This window comes from Helicobacter pylori (assembly GCF_006439795.1).
GTDB lineage: Bacteria > Campylobacterota > Campylobacteria > Campylobacterales > Helicobacteraceae > Helicobacter > Helicobacter pylori_CR.
Genome location: NZ_VEYL01000008.1, coordinates 1 through 17,805, shown reverse-complemented (window position 1 = coordinate 17,805; position 17,805 = coordinate 1). Strand labels below are relative to the sequence as shown.

Sequence of the window (17,805 nt, the reverse complement as noted above, 5' to 3'; positions counted from 1 at the left end):
ATTCCTTAATTAGGGCTTATTATGACTCATAAGCGTCATCTAGACTGGATAATTCTACAATCCTATCCTGATATTTGCGATTGATTAAGGCTCTGATCCAATCCGCCTTATCCGTAGCTATTTCAAAACTCACTTCGCAATGGCTAGAATATTTGTCTTTATAGCCTAAGTAAGACACGCCCACAATATTGCATTCATTCCTGTTTAAAAAAGTCAATAAACCCGCTAAAACCGACTTTTTTTCGCCTAAATAAAACATCATTTTATAAATCGTTCGATCCCGCTTGTGCCATTCTATATAAACCATAGGCGCTTTAGCATCCACTTCCGCTATCGCTTTTTTGCAAAATTTATGGTGCACAACCGCCTTTGGATCTTTCAAATCCGTTACAATCGCAATGATTTCATCGCCATATTTAGGGTAACAACAATCATTCAACAACACCTGTTTGATTTCTAAAGCGTTGCTTGAACAAACGCTGAAATGTTCTAATTCCTTGCACTGCCATTGCCGATTGGGGGCTAAAAAATTCAAAACATTGGTTTTAAAACCCAAATACCTCAAACCTCGAGTCCATAAACTCATCTCTTGGTATTCTAAAATCGCATCTTCTTTTAAAGAAAACACCTTATTTTCAATTTCTTCAGTGAGTTTGGCTAAATTTTCAAAGCTTTTCATCGCTTCTGTTAAGGTAATCTCCACCCCGCAATCTGTTAATTTTTCTTCAAAGTTTTTATAATCTTTTAAACCCACATCTTCAAAAACAGAGCGCCCAAAAAAAGTCGCTAAGATATTAATCATGCTCTTAGTGTCAATTTCTTTCAAGCGGTTTCTTCTTTGGATGCGTAAGTGGTTTTTAGCCTTAGAAGTTTTAAGCTGATCCATCCAAATGAAACGAGGTATTATTTTATCGCCTTTAATAATTTTAACCACATCTCCGCTTCTTAATTCCTGATTGAGTAAGGCTTTTTTACTATTGATATAAGCGTCCGTGGCTTTATCGCCCAAATCGCTATGCACCATGTAAGCAAAATCTAAAGCAATCGCACCTACCGGTAAGGTGTAAGTGTCCCCATGAGGCGAAAAAACGACAATATCTTCACGATACAAATCGTTCTTAGCGAGTTCGTAAAATTCCTTAGGGTCGTTTTTCAAATCGCTGTCATGGTATTTAAAATTTTGCAACCACCTCATGCCCTCATGGTGATCTTCATGATCCACGCCCCCAGCTTTATACTTCCAGTGGGCTGAATTACCATACTCCGCCCCCATATGCATATCAAAGGTGCGGATCTGCACTTCATAAACAGAAGATTCATCAAAAATGGTCGTGTGTATCGTCTTATAGCCATTTTCTTTGGGTAAAGCGATGTAATCTTTAAAACGAGAGACAATGGGTTTGAAATTCAAATGGATAATCCCTAAAACTTTATAGCAATCAATCGGGTTTTTCAATAAAATCCTAATGGCTAACAAATCCAAAATTTCATCAATATTGACCGCGCCCTTTCGTTGCATCTTAAGATAGATAGAATAGGGGCGTTTCACCCTTGTAACGAGTTTAAAATCCGAATGGCTAAACCCGCTGTCAAAAAGTTTTTTTTCTAGCTTGCTCGCAAAAGCGTTGAGTTTTAAGAGTAAAGACTGCTTGTTTTTGTGCAAATATTCCTTGATATTTTTATACTCTTCTGGATAAATATAATAAAAGCTCTTGTCTTCTAATTCATTTTTGATTGAAGACATGCCCAATCGGCTCGCTATGGGGGCATACACCGCTAGAGTTTCTTTAGAAATACGCACCTGCTTGTCATGAGGCAAGGCGTCTAAGGTGAGCATGTTGTGCAACCTGTCGCTAATCTTTACCACTAAGGCTCTTGGATCTTGTATCGCGCTAATAAGGATCTTTCTAAAAGTGAGTGCTGAAACCACCATTCTGGGATCTTGAGAGCTCACTCCTAACTCTTCTTTCCTGATTTCAGTGATTTTAGTGAGCGCATCCACTAAATTAGCCACATCTTGCCCAAATTCTTGCTCAATCGTTTCAATCTTACATGGCGTGTCTTCCACCACATCATGCAAAAGCGCAGCGCACACCATCGCTTCATCGCCCCCACAAAACGCTACCAAGCTTGCCACACAAATAGGATGGACGATATAAGGCTCGCCGCTTTTTCTGTATTGCCCCTTATGGCTTTTGGTTGCTAAATTTAGGGCGTTTTCAATTTTGGGCGTGAAATCAATTAAAGTCCTTAAGATTTCAATGCCGCCCTTTGGGGTCGTAACTTTTTTGATAACATCCAAAATCCGTAAGAATCCGATATCAACGGATTTATCAATTTCGTTCATCTATCCTGTCTATATCAATTTTCCCTTCAGCGATTTCTCTGATGGCAATATCCACTAATTTATGACGCTTAGGGTCCATATTCACTAAAGTTTTGGCTCCGGCGTTTAATTGCTTCACACGAGCGAAAACCAAATTATCTAACATGTAGCGGTCGTTCCCGATATTTTTTAAGGCTTGAGCGACTAAACTCTCTGTTCTCTCTTTTTTCAAACTGATCCTTTTATTTTGAGTTCCATCCAATTTTAAAGGGCTTATTTTACCATAGAAAACACGCCTTGTTGGTGCTTGATCACTTGCAATAAATTCCCTTTTTTGAACATGTTACACACCACAATGGGGAGCTTATTGTCCTTAGCTAAAGAAATAGCGGTATCGTCCATCACTTCAATATCCCCTATCAAGGCATCGTTATAGCTTAAAGTGTCTAATTTCTTAGCGTCTTTGAATTTGTTAGGGTCTTTATCATAAATGCCATCCACTTTAGTCGCTTTAATGATTAAATCCGATCCAATTTCAATCGCTCTTAAAGTGGCAGCCGTATCCGTGGTGAAAAACGGGTTTCCCGTGCCTGCACCAAAAATCACCACCCTACCCTTTTCTAAATGCCTGATCGCTTTCCTGTAAATGTAACTTTCACAAATTTCTTTGATTTCAATCGCGCTTTGCACCCTTGTGTCTAAGCCGATATGCTCTAAAGCTTCTTGCATCGCTACCGCATTAATCACGGTGGCTAACATGCCCATGTAATCCCCACTAGTGCGCCTGATAATCCCCCCTTGAGCCGCGCTAACCCCCCTAATGATATTGCCTCCACCAATCACAATACCCACTTCAATATCGTTTTCCACTAAGCTTTTGATCTCTTTAGCGATGTGATCTAACACATGAATGTCAATCCCAAACTGGTTGTCCCCAGCTAACGCTTCCCCAGAAAATTTCACCAAAACCCGTTTGTTTTTTATTTTTGCTTGCATGATCCCTTCTTAATTAATTAATAAAATTTTAATAAAACTTGTGATTGTAACCTAATCTTGCTTAAAAACACCCTTTAACTAAAACGCTTGGGTTTTTGAATGCGTTTGAATAACAATTCACGATAGAACGCTTTAAGGCCTAATTGTTCTTTTTTGCCTAAAGTGTAGTAAATTTTTTGCAAGTAGTTTAGAATGTCTTGGCGTTTTAAGTTAGTTTTTAAAGCGGCTTCTTTAAGGATGTAGTAAGGGATTTTTGTTTTTTGGTGTTTGAAAGCTAAAGACAAGCGCTTGTAAAAATCCTTGTTTTGGTAATAACACAAACGCCCAAAAACAAACGGCAAGCGTTTTTTTTCATACCAAAGAGCGGCTAAATCTATAAAATCTTTTTTGGGGTTGGAATAATAAAACTGCAACGCTTTATTGCCGATTAACACTTCGCCCTTTAACCCTAGCGCTTGAGAAAGGGCGTTTGAAGAAGCGCTTTCTTTATCAAAAGCGTTTTTTGTATCCACAACCAGCACGCTTAAAACTTCCTTATAAGCGACAATGCCTAGAGAATAGGAATGAAGAGCGAATGGATAGCCAGCGATAGAAGAAATAAACCCCGCATCAATACGCCTGAATAAAAAACTCTCATTGAGTTTGGAAGGGTAGGTTTTTTTAAGCCGTAAAAATTGCTTGAAAGAACAAGGGGTGGGGTAAGATTTGATAAACACATCAAAAGGGAGCATGTTCAAATAATCAATTTTACCAAAACGCACTTAAAATCCTTTTTTGTATCGCATGGTAGCTAAAGTTTCTTACAACTTAACTGAAAGTAAAAAGAGTTTTGTTATCATGGAGTAGTTTGCATTAGCGAGTAATGCTATTTAAAAAGGAGAAATGATGAAAGATTTTTTAGAAGATTATAAAAAAAGCGTTTCAGAAAGAGAAAGTGAGGGTATTCCGCCGCTCCCTTTAAACGCTAAACAAGTTCAAGCCGTCGTTGAGATTTTGATGAAAGATCCCACAAACGCCGCTTTCGCTAAAGAATTACTCATTCATAGAGTGAGCCCTGGGGTTGATGAGGGGGCGAAAGTGAAAGCGGAATTTTTAGCCAAATTGTCTCAAAAAAAACTAGAATGTGCGCACATTAGCGCTTTAGAAGCGACCACTTTTTTAGGCACGATGCTTGGGGGGTATAATGTAGAGCCTTTGATTATGGGCTTAGAAAGTCAAGACAAAAACATCGCTAAAGAGAGTGCGAAAGCTTTAAAAACCACTCTTTTAGTCTATGGATCGTTTGATAAAATTGCTCAAATGAGCAAAACTAACGCTCTGGCTAAAGAAGTGCTAGAGTCTTGGGCGAACGCCGAATGGTTTTTGAATAAAGAGCCTTTGAATGAATGCATTGAAGCGTGCGTGTTTAAGATTGATGGCGAAACCAATACCGATGATTTAAGCCCAGCGAGCGACGCTTTCACACGAAGCGATATTCCTTTACACGCCAAAGCCATGCTAAAAAACCGGATTGAAAATTACGAACAACGCATTGAAGCCATTAAAACTAAAGGCGTTCCTGTGGCGTATGTGGGCGATGTGGTTGGCACAGGAAGCTCTAGAAAAAGCGCGACAAACTCTATCATGTGGCATTTTGGTAAGGACATTCCTTTTGTGCCTAATAAAAGGAGTGGAGGCATTGTGATTGGGGGGGTGATCGCTCCAATTTTCTTTGCGACTTGTGAAGATAGTGGGGCGTTACCCATTGTGGCTGATGTTAAGGATTTAAAAGAGGGCGATATGATTAAAATCTACCCTTATAAAGGCGAAATCACGCTGAACGATAAGGTGGTTAGCACCTTTAAATTAGAGCCTGAAACCTTGTTAGATGAAGTTAGGGCTTCTGGGCGTATCCCTTTAATCATTGGTAGGGGTTTGACGAATAAAGCACGTAAATTTTTAGGGCTAGGCGAATCGGAAGCGTTTAAAAAACCATCCGCTCCTAAAAGCGACGCTAAAGGCTACACTTTAGCCCAAAAAATTGTAGGCCATGCTTGCGGGGTAAAAGGGATCTTACCTGGCGCTTATTGTGAGCCAAAGGTTACCACCGTGGGCAGTCAAGACACCACAGGGGCGATGACCAGAGATGAGGTTAAAGAATTAGCGAGTTTGAAATTTGATGCGCCTTTTGTGTTGCAGAGTTTTTGTCATACCGCCGCTTACCCAAAGCCTAGCGATGTGAGTTTGCATGCAACCTTGCCTGGCTTTATCACTCAAAGAGGCGGTGTGGCGTTGCATCCGGGCGATGGCGTGATCCATACATGGCTGAATCGCATGGGATTGCCTGACACTTTAGGCACAGGGGGGGATAGCCACACTCGTTTCCCTTTGGGCATTAGTTTCCCGGCAGGGAGCGGGCTAGTCGCTTTTGCAGCGGTTACAGGCACGATGCCCTTGAACATGCCAGAATCCGTGTTGGTGCGTTTTAAAGGGGAAATGAATCCTGGGATCACCTTAAGGGATTTGGTGAATGCGATCCCTTATTATGCGATTAAAAAAGGGTTACTCACAGTGGAGAAAAAGGGTAAAATCAATGTCTTTAACGGGCGTATTTTAGAGATTGAAGGCTTGCCTGATATTAAAATGGAGCAGGCTTTTGAACTAAGCGATGCGAGTGCAGAAAGGAGCGCAGCCGCTTGCGTGGTGCGTTTGAATAAAGAGCCGATGATTGAATACTTGAAATCCAATATCAAGCTCATTGATGAGATGATTGTAAGCGGTTATGAAGATAAAGAGACTTTGAAAAAACGCAGAGATGCGATGCAAGCTTGGGTGGATAATCCGGTGTTGTTAGAGCCAGATAGTAACGCCCAATACGCTGCCGTCATTGAAATTGATGTGGCAGAAATCACGGAGCCTATTTTGGCATGCCCTAATGACCCTGATGATGTCGCTACTTTGAGCGAAGTTTTAGCGGATACGACCGGCAAAAGACCGCATGCTATTGATGAAGTGTTTATTGGCTCTTGCATGACGAATATCGGGCATTTTAGAGCCTTTGGCGAAATCGTTAAGAACGCTCCTCCAAGTCAAGCGCGTCTTTGGGTAGTGCCACCCAGTAAAATGGACGAACAAGAGCTTATTAATGAGGGCTATTATGCGATTTTTGGGGCTGCCGGGGCAAGGACTGAAGTCCCAGGCTGCAGCTTGTGCATGGGCAATCAAGCGAGAGTTAGGGATAATGCGGTCGTCTTTTCCACTTCCACGCGCAATTTTGATAATCGTATGGGTAGAGGGGCTAAAGTGTATTTAGGCAGTGCGGAGCTTGGGGCGGCGTGTGCTTTACTAGGGCGAATCCCCACTAAAGAAGAATACATGAATTTAGTAAGTGAAAAGCTAGAGAGCCAAAAAGACAAGATCTATCGCTACATGAATTTTAATTTAATGGAGAATTTCAGGCTCTAGTTTTATTTTCATTAAAAGGGGTGATCCCTTTTTGTTTAGCTATGGCTGAGTGTTGGGAGAGGATAAAAAGGAGAGTGGTGGTGAAAAAAGTCGTTGTGAGTTTATGCGTGGCGTTAGGTTTTTTAAGTGCGGATCCAGCGCAAGCCAATAAGGCGATCAGTAATGCAGATTTGATTAAAGAGATAAGGGACTTGAAAAAAATCATCAGCACGCAAAACACGGAGATTAACCAATTAAGAAAAGTGCAAGAAGTGTTGTCTGGGCAATTAGGGGACATGCGTAAGGATATATTAAGCACTAGAGATTATTGCATTAGCTTAAGGCCTTATATCTATAATTGGCGCTAGGGGATCATCAAAGCATGAAAAGCGTGTGCCATTCAATCCTTTGATGACAATTCAATCCTTTAATGATTAAAGAAATTAAAGTTGGGGGAGGTTTGGTTTTGGATCTGTGTCCCTATGATAGGGATTTTACAGGGTTTGAGTGTCCCAATGCGTTTAATCCCACACGCCTTAAAAAAATCCTCTTGTTGGATTGTAGGGGTAAAATCAGTCTCTTTGTTAGGGTTAAATATTCTATAATAAAATTTTAGGAAATTCAGTTTAAAGATATTAAAAAATGCCATACGCTTTAAGAAAAAGATTTTTCAAACGCCTTGCGCTGATTGTTTCCACTTTTTGTGCGATAAGTTTGAGCGCTAAAAGCTATCTGTTTTCCCCTTTGCCCCCAGCACACCAGCAAATCATTAAGACAGAGCCTTGCTCTTTGGAATGCTTGAAAGACTTGATGTTGCAAAATCAAATCTTTTCTTTTGTATCTCAATACGATGACAACAACCAAGATGAGAGCCTTAAAACTTATTATAAAGACATACTCAATAAACTCAACCCCGTATCCATCGCCTCTCAAACTCCAGCTAAAGAAAGCTATGAGCCTAAGATTGAATTAGCGATTTTACTGCCTAAAAAGGTGGTGGGGCGTTATGCGATTTCGGTGATGAACACCCTTTTAGCGTATTTGAACACCAGAAACAACGATTTCAATATCCAAGTCTTTGACAGCGATGAAGAAAGCCCTGAAAAATTAGAGCAAACCTATAAAGAAATTGAAAAAGAAAAATTCCCTTTTGTGATAGCCTTATTGACTAAAGAAGGCGTGGAAAATTTGCTCCAAAACACCCCGATTAGCACCCCTACTTATGTGCCTACGGTGAATAGAGCGCAATTAGAAAATCAAACCGATCGTTCTTTAAGCGAGCGCTTGTATTTTGGGGGGATTGACTATAAAGAGCAATTAAGCATGCTCACAACTTTCATTAACCCTAATTCGCCCGTGATTGAATACGATGATGATGGCTTAATAGGCGAACGCTTGAGACAAATCACAGAGTCTTTAAGCATTGAAGTCAAACACCAAGAAAATATTTCTTACAAGCAGGCCACCAGTTTTTTTAAAAATTTTAGAAAAAACGATGCGTTTTTTAAAAATTCTATTTTGATTTTAAACACCCCTACCACTAAAAGCGGTCTGATTCTTTCTCAAATAGGGCTTTTAGAATACAAGCCCTTTAAAATCCTTTCCACACAAATCAATTTCAACCCCTCTTTACTCTTACTCACCCAGCCCAAAGACAGAAAAAATTTATTCATTGTCAATGCCTTGCAAAATAGCGATGAAACGCTTGTAGAATACGCCTCCTTATTGGAGAGCGATTTAAGGCATGATTGGGTGAATTATTCCAGCGCGATAGGGCTAGAGGTGTTTTTAAACACACTGGATCCGCATTTTAAAAAATCTTTTCAAGAGAGTTTAGAAGACAATCAAGTCCGTTACCACAATCAAATTTATCAGGCTTTGGGGTATTCTTTTGAGCCGATAAAAAATGAAAGCGGAACAAAAAAAGAATAATATTTAGATAATTATTTGAATACTTTTATTTTTAATGGGTTTTTTAATAAAATTGGAATATGATACGAGCGAAAATTAAACAAAGGTTATTCTGTGTTAAAATTTTAAAAATTACCTCTATTGTTTGTTTCATTCTTTACAATCAAAGCCCTTTATTGGCTTTTGATTATAAGTTTAGCGGGGTAGCGGAATCTTTTTCTAAAGTGGGGTTTAACCATTCCAAACTCAATTCCAAAGAAGGGATTTTCCCTACAGCCACTTTTGTAACCGCCACGATCAAGCTTCAAGTGGATTCCAATCTGCTCCCTAAAAACATAGAAAAACACAGCTTAAAAATAGGCGTTGGCGGGATTTTAGGAGCGCTCGCTTACGATTCTACCAAAACGCTCATAGACCAAGCGACGCATCAAGTCTATGGATCAGAACTTTTTTTCTTCATAGGGCGTTGGTGGGGGTATTTAGGTAACGCTCCTTGGAAAGACTCCCGCATAGAATCTGACGCTCACACCCGTAATTATGTGCTGTATAATTCCTATTTGTTCTATTCTTATGGCGATAAATTCCACATCAAACTAGGGCGTTACCTTTCTAACATGGATTTTATGAGCGGTTATACACAAGGTTTTGAACTAGATTATAAAATCAACTCTAAAATAGCGTTAAAATGGTTTAGCTCTTTTGGGAGGGCTTTAGCTGCGGGGCAATGGATACGAGATTGGTATGCCCCTATTATAACTGAAGACGGCAGAAAAGACGTTGATTATGGCATCCATGCGGTGCAACTCTATTTTTCTAGCAAACATGTTCAAGCCACGCCCTTTTTTTATTTTTCACCTAAGACTTACGAAGCGCCCGGGATTAAAATCCATATTGATAGCAACCCGAAATTTATAGGTTTAGGGTTACGATCTCAAACCCTTATCAATGTGATTTTCCCCGTTTATGCTAAAGATTTATACGATGTGTATTGGCGTAACTCTAAGATTGGCGAATGGGGTTCATCGCTTTTAATCCACCAACGCTTTGACTGCAACGAATTTAACTTTGGCTTTGGCTATTACCAAAATTTTGGCAACGCTAACGCAAGGATTGGCTGGTATGGTAACCCGATTCCTTTTGACATAAGAAGTAACAGCATTTATGGTTTGGTTTTTAGTAACGCTGTTACCGCAGACTCTGTTAGCGGATATGTATTTGGTGGGGGGGTGCATAGAGGGTTTTTATGGGGGATTTTAGGCAGATACACTTATGCCACCAGAGCTAGCGAAAGATCCATTAACTTGCACTTGGGTTATAAATGGGGTTCTTTTGCTAGCGTTGATATGAATTTACAATACTATGCGGTGAGCATGCACACTGGCTATAAGGTTAATGATCTCACTAGCCCTTTTGATAAAGCCTTTAAGGCGAACACACAAGACAGAAGCAACCTTATAGTTAGCGTGAAATTCTTTTTTTAACCCCTATCAATTAGGCTTGGTAGAATTGAGCCATTGCTTTTGGAAATTAATGGCTTTTCTCAATTCGGCTTCTAGCTGGGATAAAACATCTTTTAAGGGCTTAACATCAACCAAATTGTCTTGCTTGAAGGAATCTAGCTGTTTGTCAATTTGCAAAGCGGCATCCAGCGCGTCTTGGGGGAATACCGGCTCGCCTAAAGCCTTTTTAATCGATTCGCCGATTTCAATCGTTTCAGAGCCTTGATGATCTTTTAAGTTAGGGTTATTTTCTTTATCCTTAGGCTTAGGCTCTAAAATCAAGCGCAAATGTTTGATTTTTTCATGCAAATCGTTAAGATCTTTTAAGTGATCGGTATTGTGCCCCCTATCCACCGCTTTTTCTAAAAGCTTATCGCTCAGGCTCACTAACTGATCGCTTAATTTAACGCTGTTAGCTTGCGCTTCTATTATCTCATCAATATCAATCGCTGCTAAAGCACTCACAAAATAAAAGGGCAACGCCCACCTTCTAAAACGAGAGAAAAACTTCTGCATTTACCTTCCTTAAATACGCTATAAAAATGATACTTTTTAATATGGTGGAGCTGTGGGGAATCGAACCCCAGTCCAAAAATCTTGTCCTAAACACAAACTTCTACAATGCTTAGAAAATTGGTTAATTTTTTAGCCTTAAAACTAGCTCTGGTCCAACTTTCTAAAACCTTGAGGTAGTTTCAAGAGTTCTTGTTTCTTAGTTTAAAAGGCGAACCACCTTTTAAAAGCGTCTAGCTTAAGGTTATGGAGTGATTAAAACGCTAGAAATTTCAATCAGTCCAGCTCCAAAAGGAGATTAACTCACGCAGCTTTAGCGTAAGCTGGAGCGTAATCTGTGTTGTTTACAGTTATTTTTGTTGCTGTTTTACAAGCAGCACTTGGCATGCTATCTGTGCGACAAGAAATCTGTCGAAATCCAAGTCAGCCCCATGATTTCTAAAGGCTTGTCCATTTTAACTAACTTTTGCTAACAAAACGCAATGAATCATCAAAAATCATTGGCGCACAATATCAATATTTTCATCTTTAGGCTTAAAAACAAAGATTTCATTAGCGATGGTGGGGTTAATTTCTGTTTGAGAAAAAGTGATCGTAACAAGATTGTTCATTTCATCTTTAAATTCCAACGAAAAAGGCTTGCCATCTTTAAAAACCAAACGATAAGTGGTTTTGTTGATAGTCGTTTTAAAAGAGCCGTCATCTTGCTTTTTCAACCGCCTGAGAATGGTGAAAAAATCCGTCTTGTCTTTTAAGGGCGTGATGGTCGCTTGAAACAAATTAGGCTCATAAATTACCACTTCTTTATCGTTCATGTAAATTTCTTTTTTTAAAGGCTTTTCATAAATCCATAAAGCCCAATTAGGGGCTTTAGCCTTTAAAACCCCGTAATAAACTAAAGGTTTTTCATTTTTTAAAACCTGCTTGAAATTCGCGCTAAAACTTTGCAAATGCTCTAAAACCTCTTCTTCTTTAGAAAGCGTTGAAGGATTTTTAGCACTAGCAACGCTCATAAAAATCAAAACCATTACAATCTTTAAAAAAGCTTCCATTATCCAAACCTTAAAATAACCTCTCATCTTTAATAAAACCCTTTATTTTACATGACTTTTATTTTATCCATGCTAAAATGGGATTAAAAACTGACGCTTTAATAAAATAAATGAGATTAAAGCACTCTTAATAAGGTTATTACCACTATGATAAAAGCAATAATTGGAAAAATCATTGGCACTAGAAACGATCGCTGGATCAAACAATACAAAAAAAAAGTCCTAGCCATCAACGCCTTAGAGCCTACTTATGAAAAAATGAGCGATAATGAGCTGCAAAACGCTTTTGAAGAGTTAAAAAAACGAGTGCGATCCACAGAAAAAGATTTGCAAGAAAAAACCCTTTTAGAAGTCTTGCCAGAAAGTTTTGCTATCACTAGAGAAGCGAGCAAAAGGATCTTAAAGATGCGCCATTTTGACGTGCAACTCATTGGGGGCATGGTTTTAAACGATGGCAAAATCGCTGAAATGAAAACCGGCGAGGGCAAGACTTTAGTCGCTACTTTAGCGGTGGCTTTGAACGCTTTAAAGGGCGAGAGCGTGTTCGTGGTAACCGTTAATGATTACCTAGCCCATAGGGATTCTAAAGAAATGGAGCCGTTGTATCATTTCTTAGGTTATAGCGTAGGCACGATCACTGCAAGCGTGCGAGATGATGATGAGCGCTTAGAAATTTATTCTAAAGACATTGTTTATGGCACTAATAATGAATTTGGCTTTGATTATCTAAGAGATAACATGAAGTATTCTTTAGAGCATAAGGTGCAAAAATCCCATGCGTTCGCTATTGTTGATGAAGTGGATTCCATTTTAATTGATGAAGCGAGAACCCCTTTAATCATTTCAGGGCCTGTGGATAGGCGCATGGAAAATTACAACAAGGCTGATGAAGTCGCTAAAAGCATGCAAGTGGAAACAGATTTCACCATAGATGAAAAAAACCGCGCGATTTTAATCACTGAAGAGGGGATTAAAAAAGCCGAAAACCTCTTTGGTGTGGATAATTTATACAAGATTGAAAACGCCGCCTTATCGCACCATTTAGACCAGGCTTTGAAAGCGAATTACCTCTTTTTTATTGATAAAGATTATATTGTAGCCAATAATGAAGTGGTGATTGTAGATGAATTTACCGGCCGTTTATCTGAGGGGAGGCGCTTTAGTGAGGGCCTGCATCAGGCTTTAGAGGCTAAAGAGGGCGTGAGCATTAAAGAAGAGAGCCAAACCTTAGCCGATATTACTTTCCAAAATTATTTCAGGATGTTTTCTAAACTTTCAGGCATGACAGGCACGGCTCAAACCGAAGCCACAGAATTTTTAGAAATCTACAATTTAGAAGTGGTGTCTATCCCCACTAATCTAGCGATCAAGCGAAAAGATTTGAACGATCTCATCTATAAGAGTGAAAAAGAAAAATTTGACGCTGTGATCCTTAAAATTAAAGAATTACACGATAAGGGTCAGCCCATTCTAGTTGGCACGGCTAGTATTGAAAAGAGTGAAACCTTGCACGCTTTACTCAAAAAAGAACGCATCCCTCACACCGTTTTAAACGCCAAGCAGCACACCAAAGAAGCTGAAATCATCAAAGACGCTGGGCTTAAAGGGGCGGTTACGATTGCGACTAACATGGCAGGCAGGGGCGTTGATATTAAACTCACTGATGAAATTAAAGAGCTTGGGGGGTTGTATATCATTGGCACTGAAAGGCATGAGAGCCGCAGGATTGACAACCAATTAAGGGGGCGAAGCGGGCGCCAAGGCGATCCGGGGACAAGCCAATTTTATTTGAGCTTAGAAGACAATCTGTTACGCATTTTTGGGAGCGATAGGATTAAGGGGGTGATGGAAAAATTAGGGCTTAAAGACGGCGAACACATTGAATCAAAGCTTGTAACAAGAGCGGTGGAAAACGCGCAAAAAAAAGTGGAAAACTTGCATTTTGAAAGCCGTAAGCATTTGTTAGAATACGATGATGTGGCTAATGAGCAACGAAAAAGCGTGTATAAATTTAGAGATGAATTATTAGATGCCAATTACGATATTAGCGCTAAAATCGCTGAAAACAGAGAATACGCGCTCAATCAAATCTTTTCTAAACTCAAAGCCTTTGACCATCAAAACCTGTCTGAAGAGGAACTTTTAGGGCTTAAAAACGTCTTAAAAGAAGATTTTAACGCTCATGTTGCATTAGAAGATTTAAAAAAAGCCTCTCCTATTGAAAGCTTTGTAGCTGAAAAACTAAAAAGCGATTATGAAAACAAAATGAAAGTTTTAGATAGCGAACAAAGGAGCCGGATTGAACGCATCGTGTATTTGCAGATTTTGGACAACGCATGGCGAGAGCACCTTTATACGATGGATAGTCTCAAAACCGGCATTAATTTAAGAGGCTATAACCAAAAAGACCCCCTTGTAGAATACAAAAAAGAGAGTTACAACCTTTTCTTAGAATTCATTGAAGACATTAAAATGGAAGCGATCAAAACCTTTTCTAAGATCCAGTTTGAAAATGAGCAAGATTCTAGCGATGCGGAGCGTTATTTGGATAACTTTAGCGAAGAAAGAGAGCATGAGAGCGTAACTTACCGCCATGAAGAAACTTTAGACGAAGATTTGAATGCGGCCATGAAAGCTTTTTCTAAAACCCCTAAAAGAAACGAGCCTTGCCCTTGTCAAAGCGGCAAAAAATATAAAGATTGTTGCGCTAAAAGCGGGCCTAAAAAGGGCTTATTTGCCAAATAGATCCTTAATCTTTTTCCTTATCAAGCGTTATTTGCGTTTTGATAAAAGCCAGCCATTTATCAGCATCACCGCTTTGTTAGCCTTTTTTGGCGTGGCGGTTGGCGTGATGGTTTTGATTGTGGCTATGGCGATCATGAACGGCATGAGTAAGGAATTTGAAAAAAAGCTTTTTGTGATGAATTACCCCTTAACGCTCTATACCACAAGCCCTTATGGGATCAGCGAAGAAGTGGTTCAAGCTTTAGAAAAAAAGTTCCCCAATTTGCTTTTTAGCCCCTATTTGCAAACTCAAAGCCTGATTAAAAGCGCGCATTCTATGAATGGTGGCGTGGTGTTTGGGGTTGATTTTTCTAAAGAAAGGCGCATCAATGAAGTTTTAAACGACGCTTTAAAAAACACCAATACAAACGATTTTTTTAAAAACCCTTTTAATTTGATCGTGGGGAAAAGCTTGAGATACAGCTTGAATTTAGATCTCAATCAAAAAGCCGATTTGTTTTTCACCGAATTGGAGCCAACAGGCCTAACCCTCTCCCCTATCATGAAGCGTTTTACTATCAAAGGCGATTTTGATTCAGGGCTAAAATCTTATGACATGAGCTACATGTATGCTAGCCTTCAAGCCATAAGCGCGATCAGGAGGTTGCCCTTAGGGCTTTATGATGGGGTGCATGTCTATTCTAAAACGCCCATGAAGGATATTGAAATTTTACGCAACGCTTTAAAAACCATCAATCACCATGGCATAGGCATTGAAGGGTGGTGGCAACAAAACGGGAATTTTTTCTCGGCTATGGAATTAGAAAAAAGAGCGTTATTCATTGTGCTCATGCTCATTATTTTAATGGCGTCTTTGAATATTATTAGTTCGCTTTTAATGGTGGTAATGAACAGGCGTAAAGAAATCGCCCTACTCTTTAGCATGGGGAGCAGTCAAAAAGAAATCCAAAAAACCTTTTTTTATTTGGGCAATATCATCGGTTTGGGCGGTGTGATCCTTGGGGTGGTTTTAGCGTTTTTAAGCATGTATCTTTTAAGCGTGTTCCCTATCATCTCGCTCCCGGCAGATGTTTATGGCATTAACACCTTGCCTTTGGATTTGTCTTTAATGGATTTTATGCTCACTCTAATAGGCTCTATCATTATCGTAGCCCTTTCTTCTTATTACCCGTCTAAAAAAGCTTCTCATATTGACGCTTTAAGCGTGTTAAGGAATGAATAAATTAAAAAAATAAATCATATTGAGATTAAATAAGGCTTTGAGTGTCTGTATTTGACTAACAAAGAAAAATTTTATTCTTAAAATTAAAAAAACCATAATATTATGCTAATATTAACGCACGACTTAGTTAAGAATTAACTTTGTAAGTCAGACTTCGTAGAAAAAAGGACGAAAGATGAACAGACTGATTAGATGTTTAAGATCTGTAAGAAAAAATTTTCTTTGAATGGTGTTGGCTTACTCTATTATTTAGAATTTTTTGTTTATACTAAGGGTTAAACATGAACTATAAAGTTGCATCTGCTAAAAATATCGCAACGCTTCTTTTTTTATTCTCTTCTCAAAGTGAAGCTCTTGATTTGGGTAAAATCGCTAAAATCAAAGCGGGTGCTGAAAGTTTCTCTAAAGTCGGTTTCAATAACAAACCTATCAACACTAATAAAGGGCTTTACCCTACCGAAACCTTTATGACGGTTATGGCTTACATGCAAGTGGATTTTACAGAACTCTTGCCCAAAAGCGCTACGGCTAACGGGCACCATTTAGACGGGAGTCTTGGGGGTTGGGGGGGTGCTGTAATTTATGATAGCACTAAGGATTTCATTAACGAAGTTACAGGGAAAACCTATGGGGCTATGGCTTGGAACTATGTGGGCTATTGGGGCGGTCTTGTGGGGCAAAAGCCATGGGCTAGTTGCGGGTTAGCCACAGGGAATTTGACTCAAGGCCAATACGATAAGATGACTCAAGCCCAAATGACACAGTTGTCTAATCAAGAAGCTTTAGAGGCTTCCACTTGTGCAAAAACTTATGCCGATCACACCAGAAACTATGTGATTTATAACGCTTACTTGCGCTACAACTACAAAGATATTTTTGAAATTAGGGGCGGGAGATACGAATCCCCAGCGGATTATATGAGTGGTTACAACCAAGGCTTGGATATGACCTTAAACTTAGGGAATTTCAAATTCTGGTGGTTTAGCTCTTTTGGCCGTGGCTTTGCCTATAACGAGTGGCTTTATAATTTCTATTCGCCTAAAACCTACACTCTTAAAAACGGGCAAACCATAAACCCTGGGGTGCATGCCTTTTATATCATTTGGAATTACAAGGGTTGGAGCATTCAGCCTTTTGTCTATTTTTCACCCTTTAACGAATACGACCCTAACTTTACGATCACTTATGATAGTAACCCCACTTTTACGGGATTAGGGTTTCGCTCTCAAACCGATGTTACCGTGCTCAATCCTTTTTACGCTAAAAGATTTTGGGGCACCTATCAATTTGGCATGCCAGCCGGTAAGAACGCACACAGCTTGATGATCAAACAAAAGTTTGAATGGAATGAATACAATTTTGGTTTTGGGATTTATAAATCCTTTGGGAACGCTAACTGGATGATAGGCTACCATGGTAACCGCTTGGGCTTTGACTTTTGGACGAACACCGTTTATGCAAACACCCTTAACTCTTTGTCTTACATGATGGATGCGAACGCTTTTACCGTGTTTGCCTTTGGCGGCGGGGTGCATAGGAAATTCCTTTGGGGGTTATTAGGGCGTTTGACTTATGGGCCTAGAGCTAATGAACAAGTCCTATCGCTCAACTTGGGCTATAAATTCACTAAAAATTTCTCAGCCGACATTAAATTTGAATATTATAATGTGTTGATGCATCAAGGCTATAAAATGGGGTGGAACGGGCCCAAATTGGACAGCCAGCCGGCAACCGATCAAGACAGGAGCCACATTTTCACCGAGATAGTGTGGAAGCTTTAAACCCTCTTTAAATAACAACCCTTTAAGGGTTTGTTAAAACGCCCAGCAAAAAACAGCCATTAAAAACCGCTTTAGTGCCTGTTTTAGGGCTTGTTTTTAAAAAGCGTTAGAATTTTAAATTTTTTTATTACGCTATTTTTGGCTCTGTGATACTAAAACTTTTATTTTTAAAAACGGGCTTTTATTTGCTTTGTTTTGTCATTTTAAAACTCCTTTTAAAAAATATTTCAAATTCTTTTTACGCAAGCTCTTTTATTATTGATTGTAAAAACGCTTTTAGCATTTTTTAACTTCTTTGTGTGGGGTTAGGGGTTTAAAAGTCAATAGTTTTTCTCGG

General features: G+C 39.3%; 13 protein-coding genes, 1 other RNA gene and 1 pseudogene. 8 read left to right on the top strand and 7 right to left on the bottom strand.

The annotated features are described in order from the left end of the window. Positions 1–19: 19 nt before the first annotated feature. From FIM66_RS04555 to FIM66_RS04540, 4 genes are all read right to left on the bottom strand, one after another. Positions 20–2,347: a RelA/SpoT family protein gene (locus FIM66_RS04555; protein ID WP_140600106.1), complete on the bottom strand. Its 2,328-nt coding sequence runs from the start codon at positions 2,345–2,347 to the stop codon at positions 20–22. After that, entirely contained in the window at positions 2,334–2,558 is a 225-nt protein-coding gene (locus tag FIM66_RS04550; protein WP_000712202.1) for a DNA-directed RNA polymerase subunit omega, read from the bottom strand. The genes FIM66_RS04555 and FIM66_RS04550 overlap by 14 nt, the downstream gene beginning before the upstream one ends. A 41-nt stretch (positions 2,559–2,599) precedes the next feature. Then, positions 2,600–3,322 (bottom strand): UMP kinase, encoded by a 723-nt coding sequence (gene pyrH, locus FIM66_RS04545; RefSeq protein WP_001148056.1) that lies wholly within the window; start codon positions 3,320–3,322, stop codon positions 2,600–2,602. A 74-nt stretch (positions 3,323–3,396) separates the two neighbouring features. After that, positions 3,397–4,083 (bottom strand): MqnA/MqnD/SBP family protein, encoded by a 687-nt coding sequence (locus tag FIM66_RS04540; RefSeq protein ID WP_001210667.1) that lies wholly within the window; start codon positions 4,081–4,083, stop codon positions 3,397–3,399. A 124-nt stretch (positions 4,084–4,207) separates the two neighbouring features. On the opposite strand from FIM66_RS04540, the gene acnB reads away from it, so the two are divergent. The 5 genes and pseudogenes from acnB to hofE all read left to right on the top strand — a co-directional run bounded on the left by acnB (position 4,208) and on the right by hofE (position 10,137). Further along, positions 4,208–6,766, top strand: a complete 2,559-nt coding sequence (acnB, locus tag FIM66_RS04535) for a bifunctional aconitate hydratase 2/2-methylisocitrate dehydratase (RefSeq protein ID WP_194149253.1) — start codon at positions 4,208–4,210, stop codon at positions 6,764–6,766. A gap of 80 nt (positions 6,767–6,846) precedes the next feature. Beyond that, positions 6,847–7,113: a hypothetical protein gene (locus FIM66_RS04530; protein ID WP_001892319.1), complete on the top strand. Its 267-nt coding sequence runs from the start codon at positions 6,847–6,849 to the stop codon at positions 7,111–7,113. 62 nt (positions 7,114–7,175) lie between these two features. Beyond that, positions 7,176–7,361: a hypothetical protein gene (locus tag FIM66_RS08145; RefSeq protein ID WP_121044184.1), complete on the top strand. Its 186-nt coding sequence runs from the start codon at positions 7,176–7,178 to the stop codon at positions 7,359–7,361. 26 nt (positions 7,362–7,387) lie between these two features. Further along, entirely contained in the window at positions 7,388–8,677 is a 1,290-nt protein-coding gene (locus tag FIM66_RS04520) for an IS701 family transposase (RefSeq protein ID WP_140600103.1), read from the top strand. 120 nt (positions 8,678–8,797) lie between these two features. Then, positions 8,798–10,137, top strand: a pseudogene (hofE, locus tag FIM66_RS04515) (outer membrane beta-barrel protein HofE). 6 nt (positions 10,138–10,143) lie between these two features. On the opposite strand, the gene FIM66_RS04510 reads toward hofE, so the two are convergent. The 3 genes from FIM66_RS04510 to lolA all read right to left on the bottom strand — a co-directional run bounded on the left by FIM66_RS04510 (position 10,144) and on the right by lolA (position 11,720). Next, on the bottom strand, positions 10,144–10,671 hold the full coding sequence (locus FIM66_RS04510; RefSeq protein ID WP_140600099.1) for a hypothetical protein: 528 nt from the start codon (positions 10,669–10,671) through the stop codon (positions 10,144–10,146). Between the two features lie 42 nt (positions 10,672–10,713). Next, positions 10,714–11,099: a transfer-messenger RNA gene (ssrA, locus tag FIM66_RS04505) on the bottom strand. A gap of 66 nt (positions 11,100–11,165) precedes the next feature. Further along, positions 11,166–11,720, bottom strand: coding sequence for a LolA-like outer membrane lipoprotein chaperone (gene lolA / locus FIM66_RS04500; RefSeq protein ID WP_140600098.1), 555 nt, complete (start codon positions 11,718–11,720; stop codon positions 11,166–11,168). A gap of 147 nt (positions 11,721–11,867) precedes the next feature. On the opposite strand from lolA, the gene secA reads away from it, so the two are divergent. From secA to hofF, 3 genes are all read left to right on the top strand, one after another. Beyond that, positions 11,868–14,465, top strand: coding sequence for a preprotein translocase subunit SecA (gene secA, locus FIM66_RS04495; RefSeq protein WP_140600096.1), 2,598 nt, complete (start codon positions 11,868–11,870; stop codon positions 14,463–14,465). Further along, the gene (locus FIM66_RS04490) at positions 14,455–15,687 is read left to right on the top strand and encodes an ABC transporter permease (protein ID WP_140600094.1); all 1,233 of its coding nucleotides are present in this window, start codon (positions 14,455–14,457) and stop codon (positions 15,685–15,687) included. The genes secA and FIM66_RS04490 overlap by 11 nt, the downstream gene beginning before the upstream one ends. A gap of 281 nt (positions 15,688–15,968) precedes the next feature. After that, complete coding sequence (gene hofF / locus FIM66_RS04485; RefSeq protein WP_140600093.1) at positions 15,969–17,468, top strand: outer membrane beta-barrel protein HofF; 1,500 nt, start codon at positions 15,969–15,971, stop codon at positions 17,466–17,468. The last annotated feature ends 337 nt before the right edge of the window (positions 17,469–17,805 follow it).

Excerpts from the sequence above, each read along its gene's own strand:
- pyrH (WP_001148056.1), bottom strand. The coding sequence starts at position 3,322 with ATGCAAGCAAAAATAAAAAACAAACGGGTTTTGGTGAAATTTTCTGGG.
- FIM66_RS08145 (WP_121044184.1), top strand. The coding sequence starts at position 7,176 with ATGATTAAAGAAATTAAAGTTGGGGGAGGTTTGGTTTTGGATCTGTGT.
- lolA (WP_140600098.1), bottom strand. The coding sequence starts at position 11,720 with ATGGAAGCTTTTTTAAAGATTGTAATGGTTTTGATTTTTATGAGCGTT.
- hofF (WP_140600093.1), top strand. The coding sequence starts at position 15,969 with ATGAACTATAAAGTTGCATCTGCTAAAAATATCGCAACGCTTCTTTTT.
- secA (WP_140600096.1), top strand. The coding sequence starts at position 11,868 with ATGATAAAAGCAATAATTGGAAAAATCATTGGCACTAGAAACGATCGC.
- acnB (WP_194149253.1), top strand. The coding sequence starts at position 4,208 with ATGAAAGATTTTTTAGAAGATTATAAAAAAAGCGTTTCAGAAAGAGAA.
- FIM66_RS04520 (WP_140600103.1), top strand. The coding sequence starts at position 7,388 with ATGCCATACGCTTTAAGAAAAAGATTTTTCAAACGCCTTGCGCTGATT.
- FIM66_RS04555 (WP_140600106.1), bottom strand. The coding sequence starts at position 2,347 with ATGAACGAAATTGATAAATCCGTTGATATCGGATTCTTACGGATTTTG.
- FIM66_RS04510 (WP_140600099.1), bottom strand. The coding sequence starts at position 10,671 with ATGCAGAAGTTTTTCTCTCGTTTTAGAAGGTGGGCGTTGCCCTTTTAT.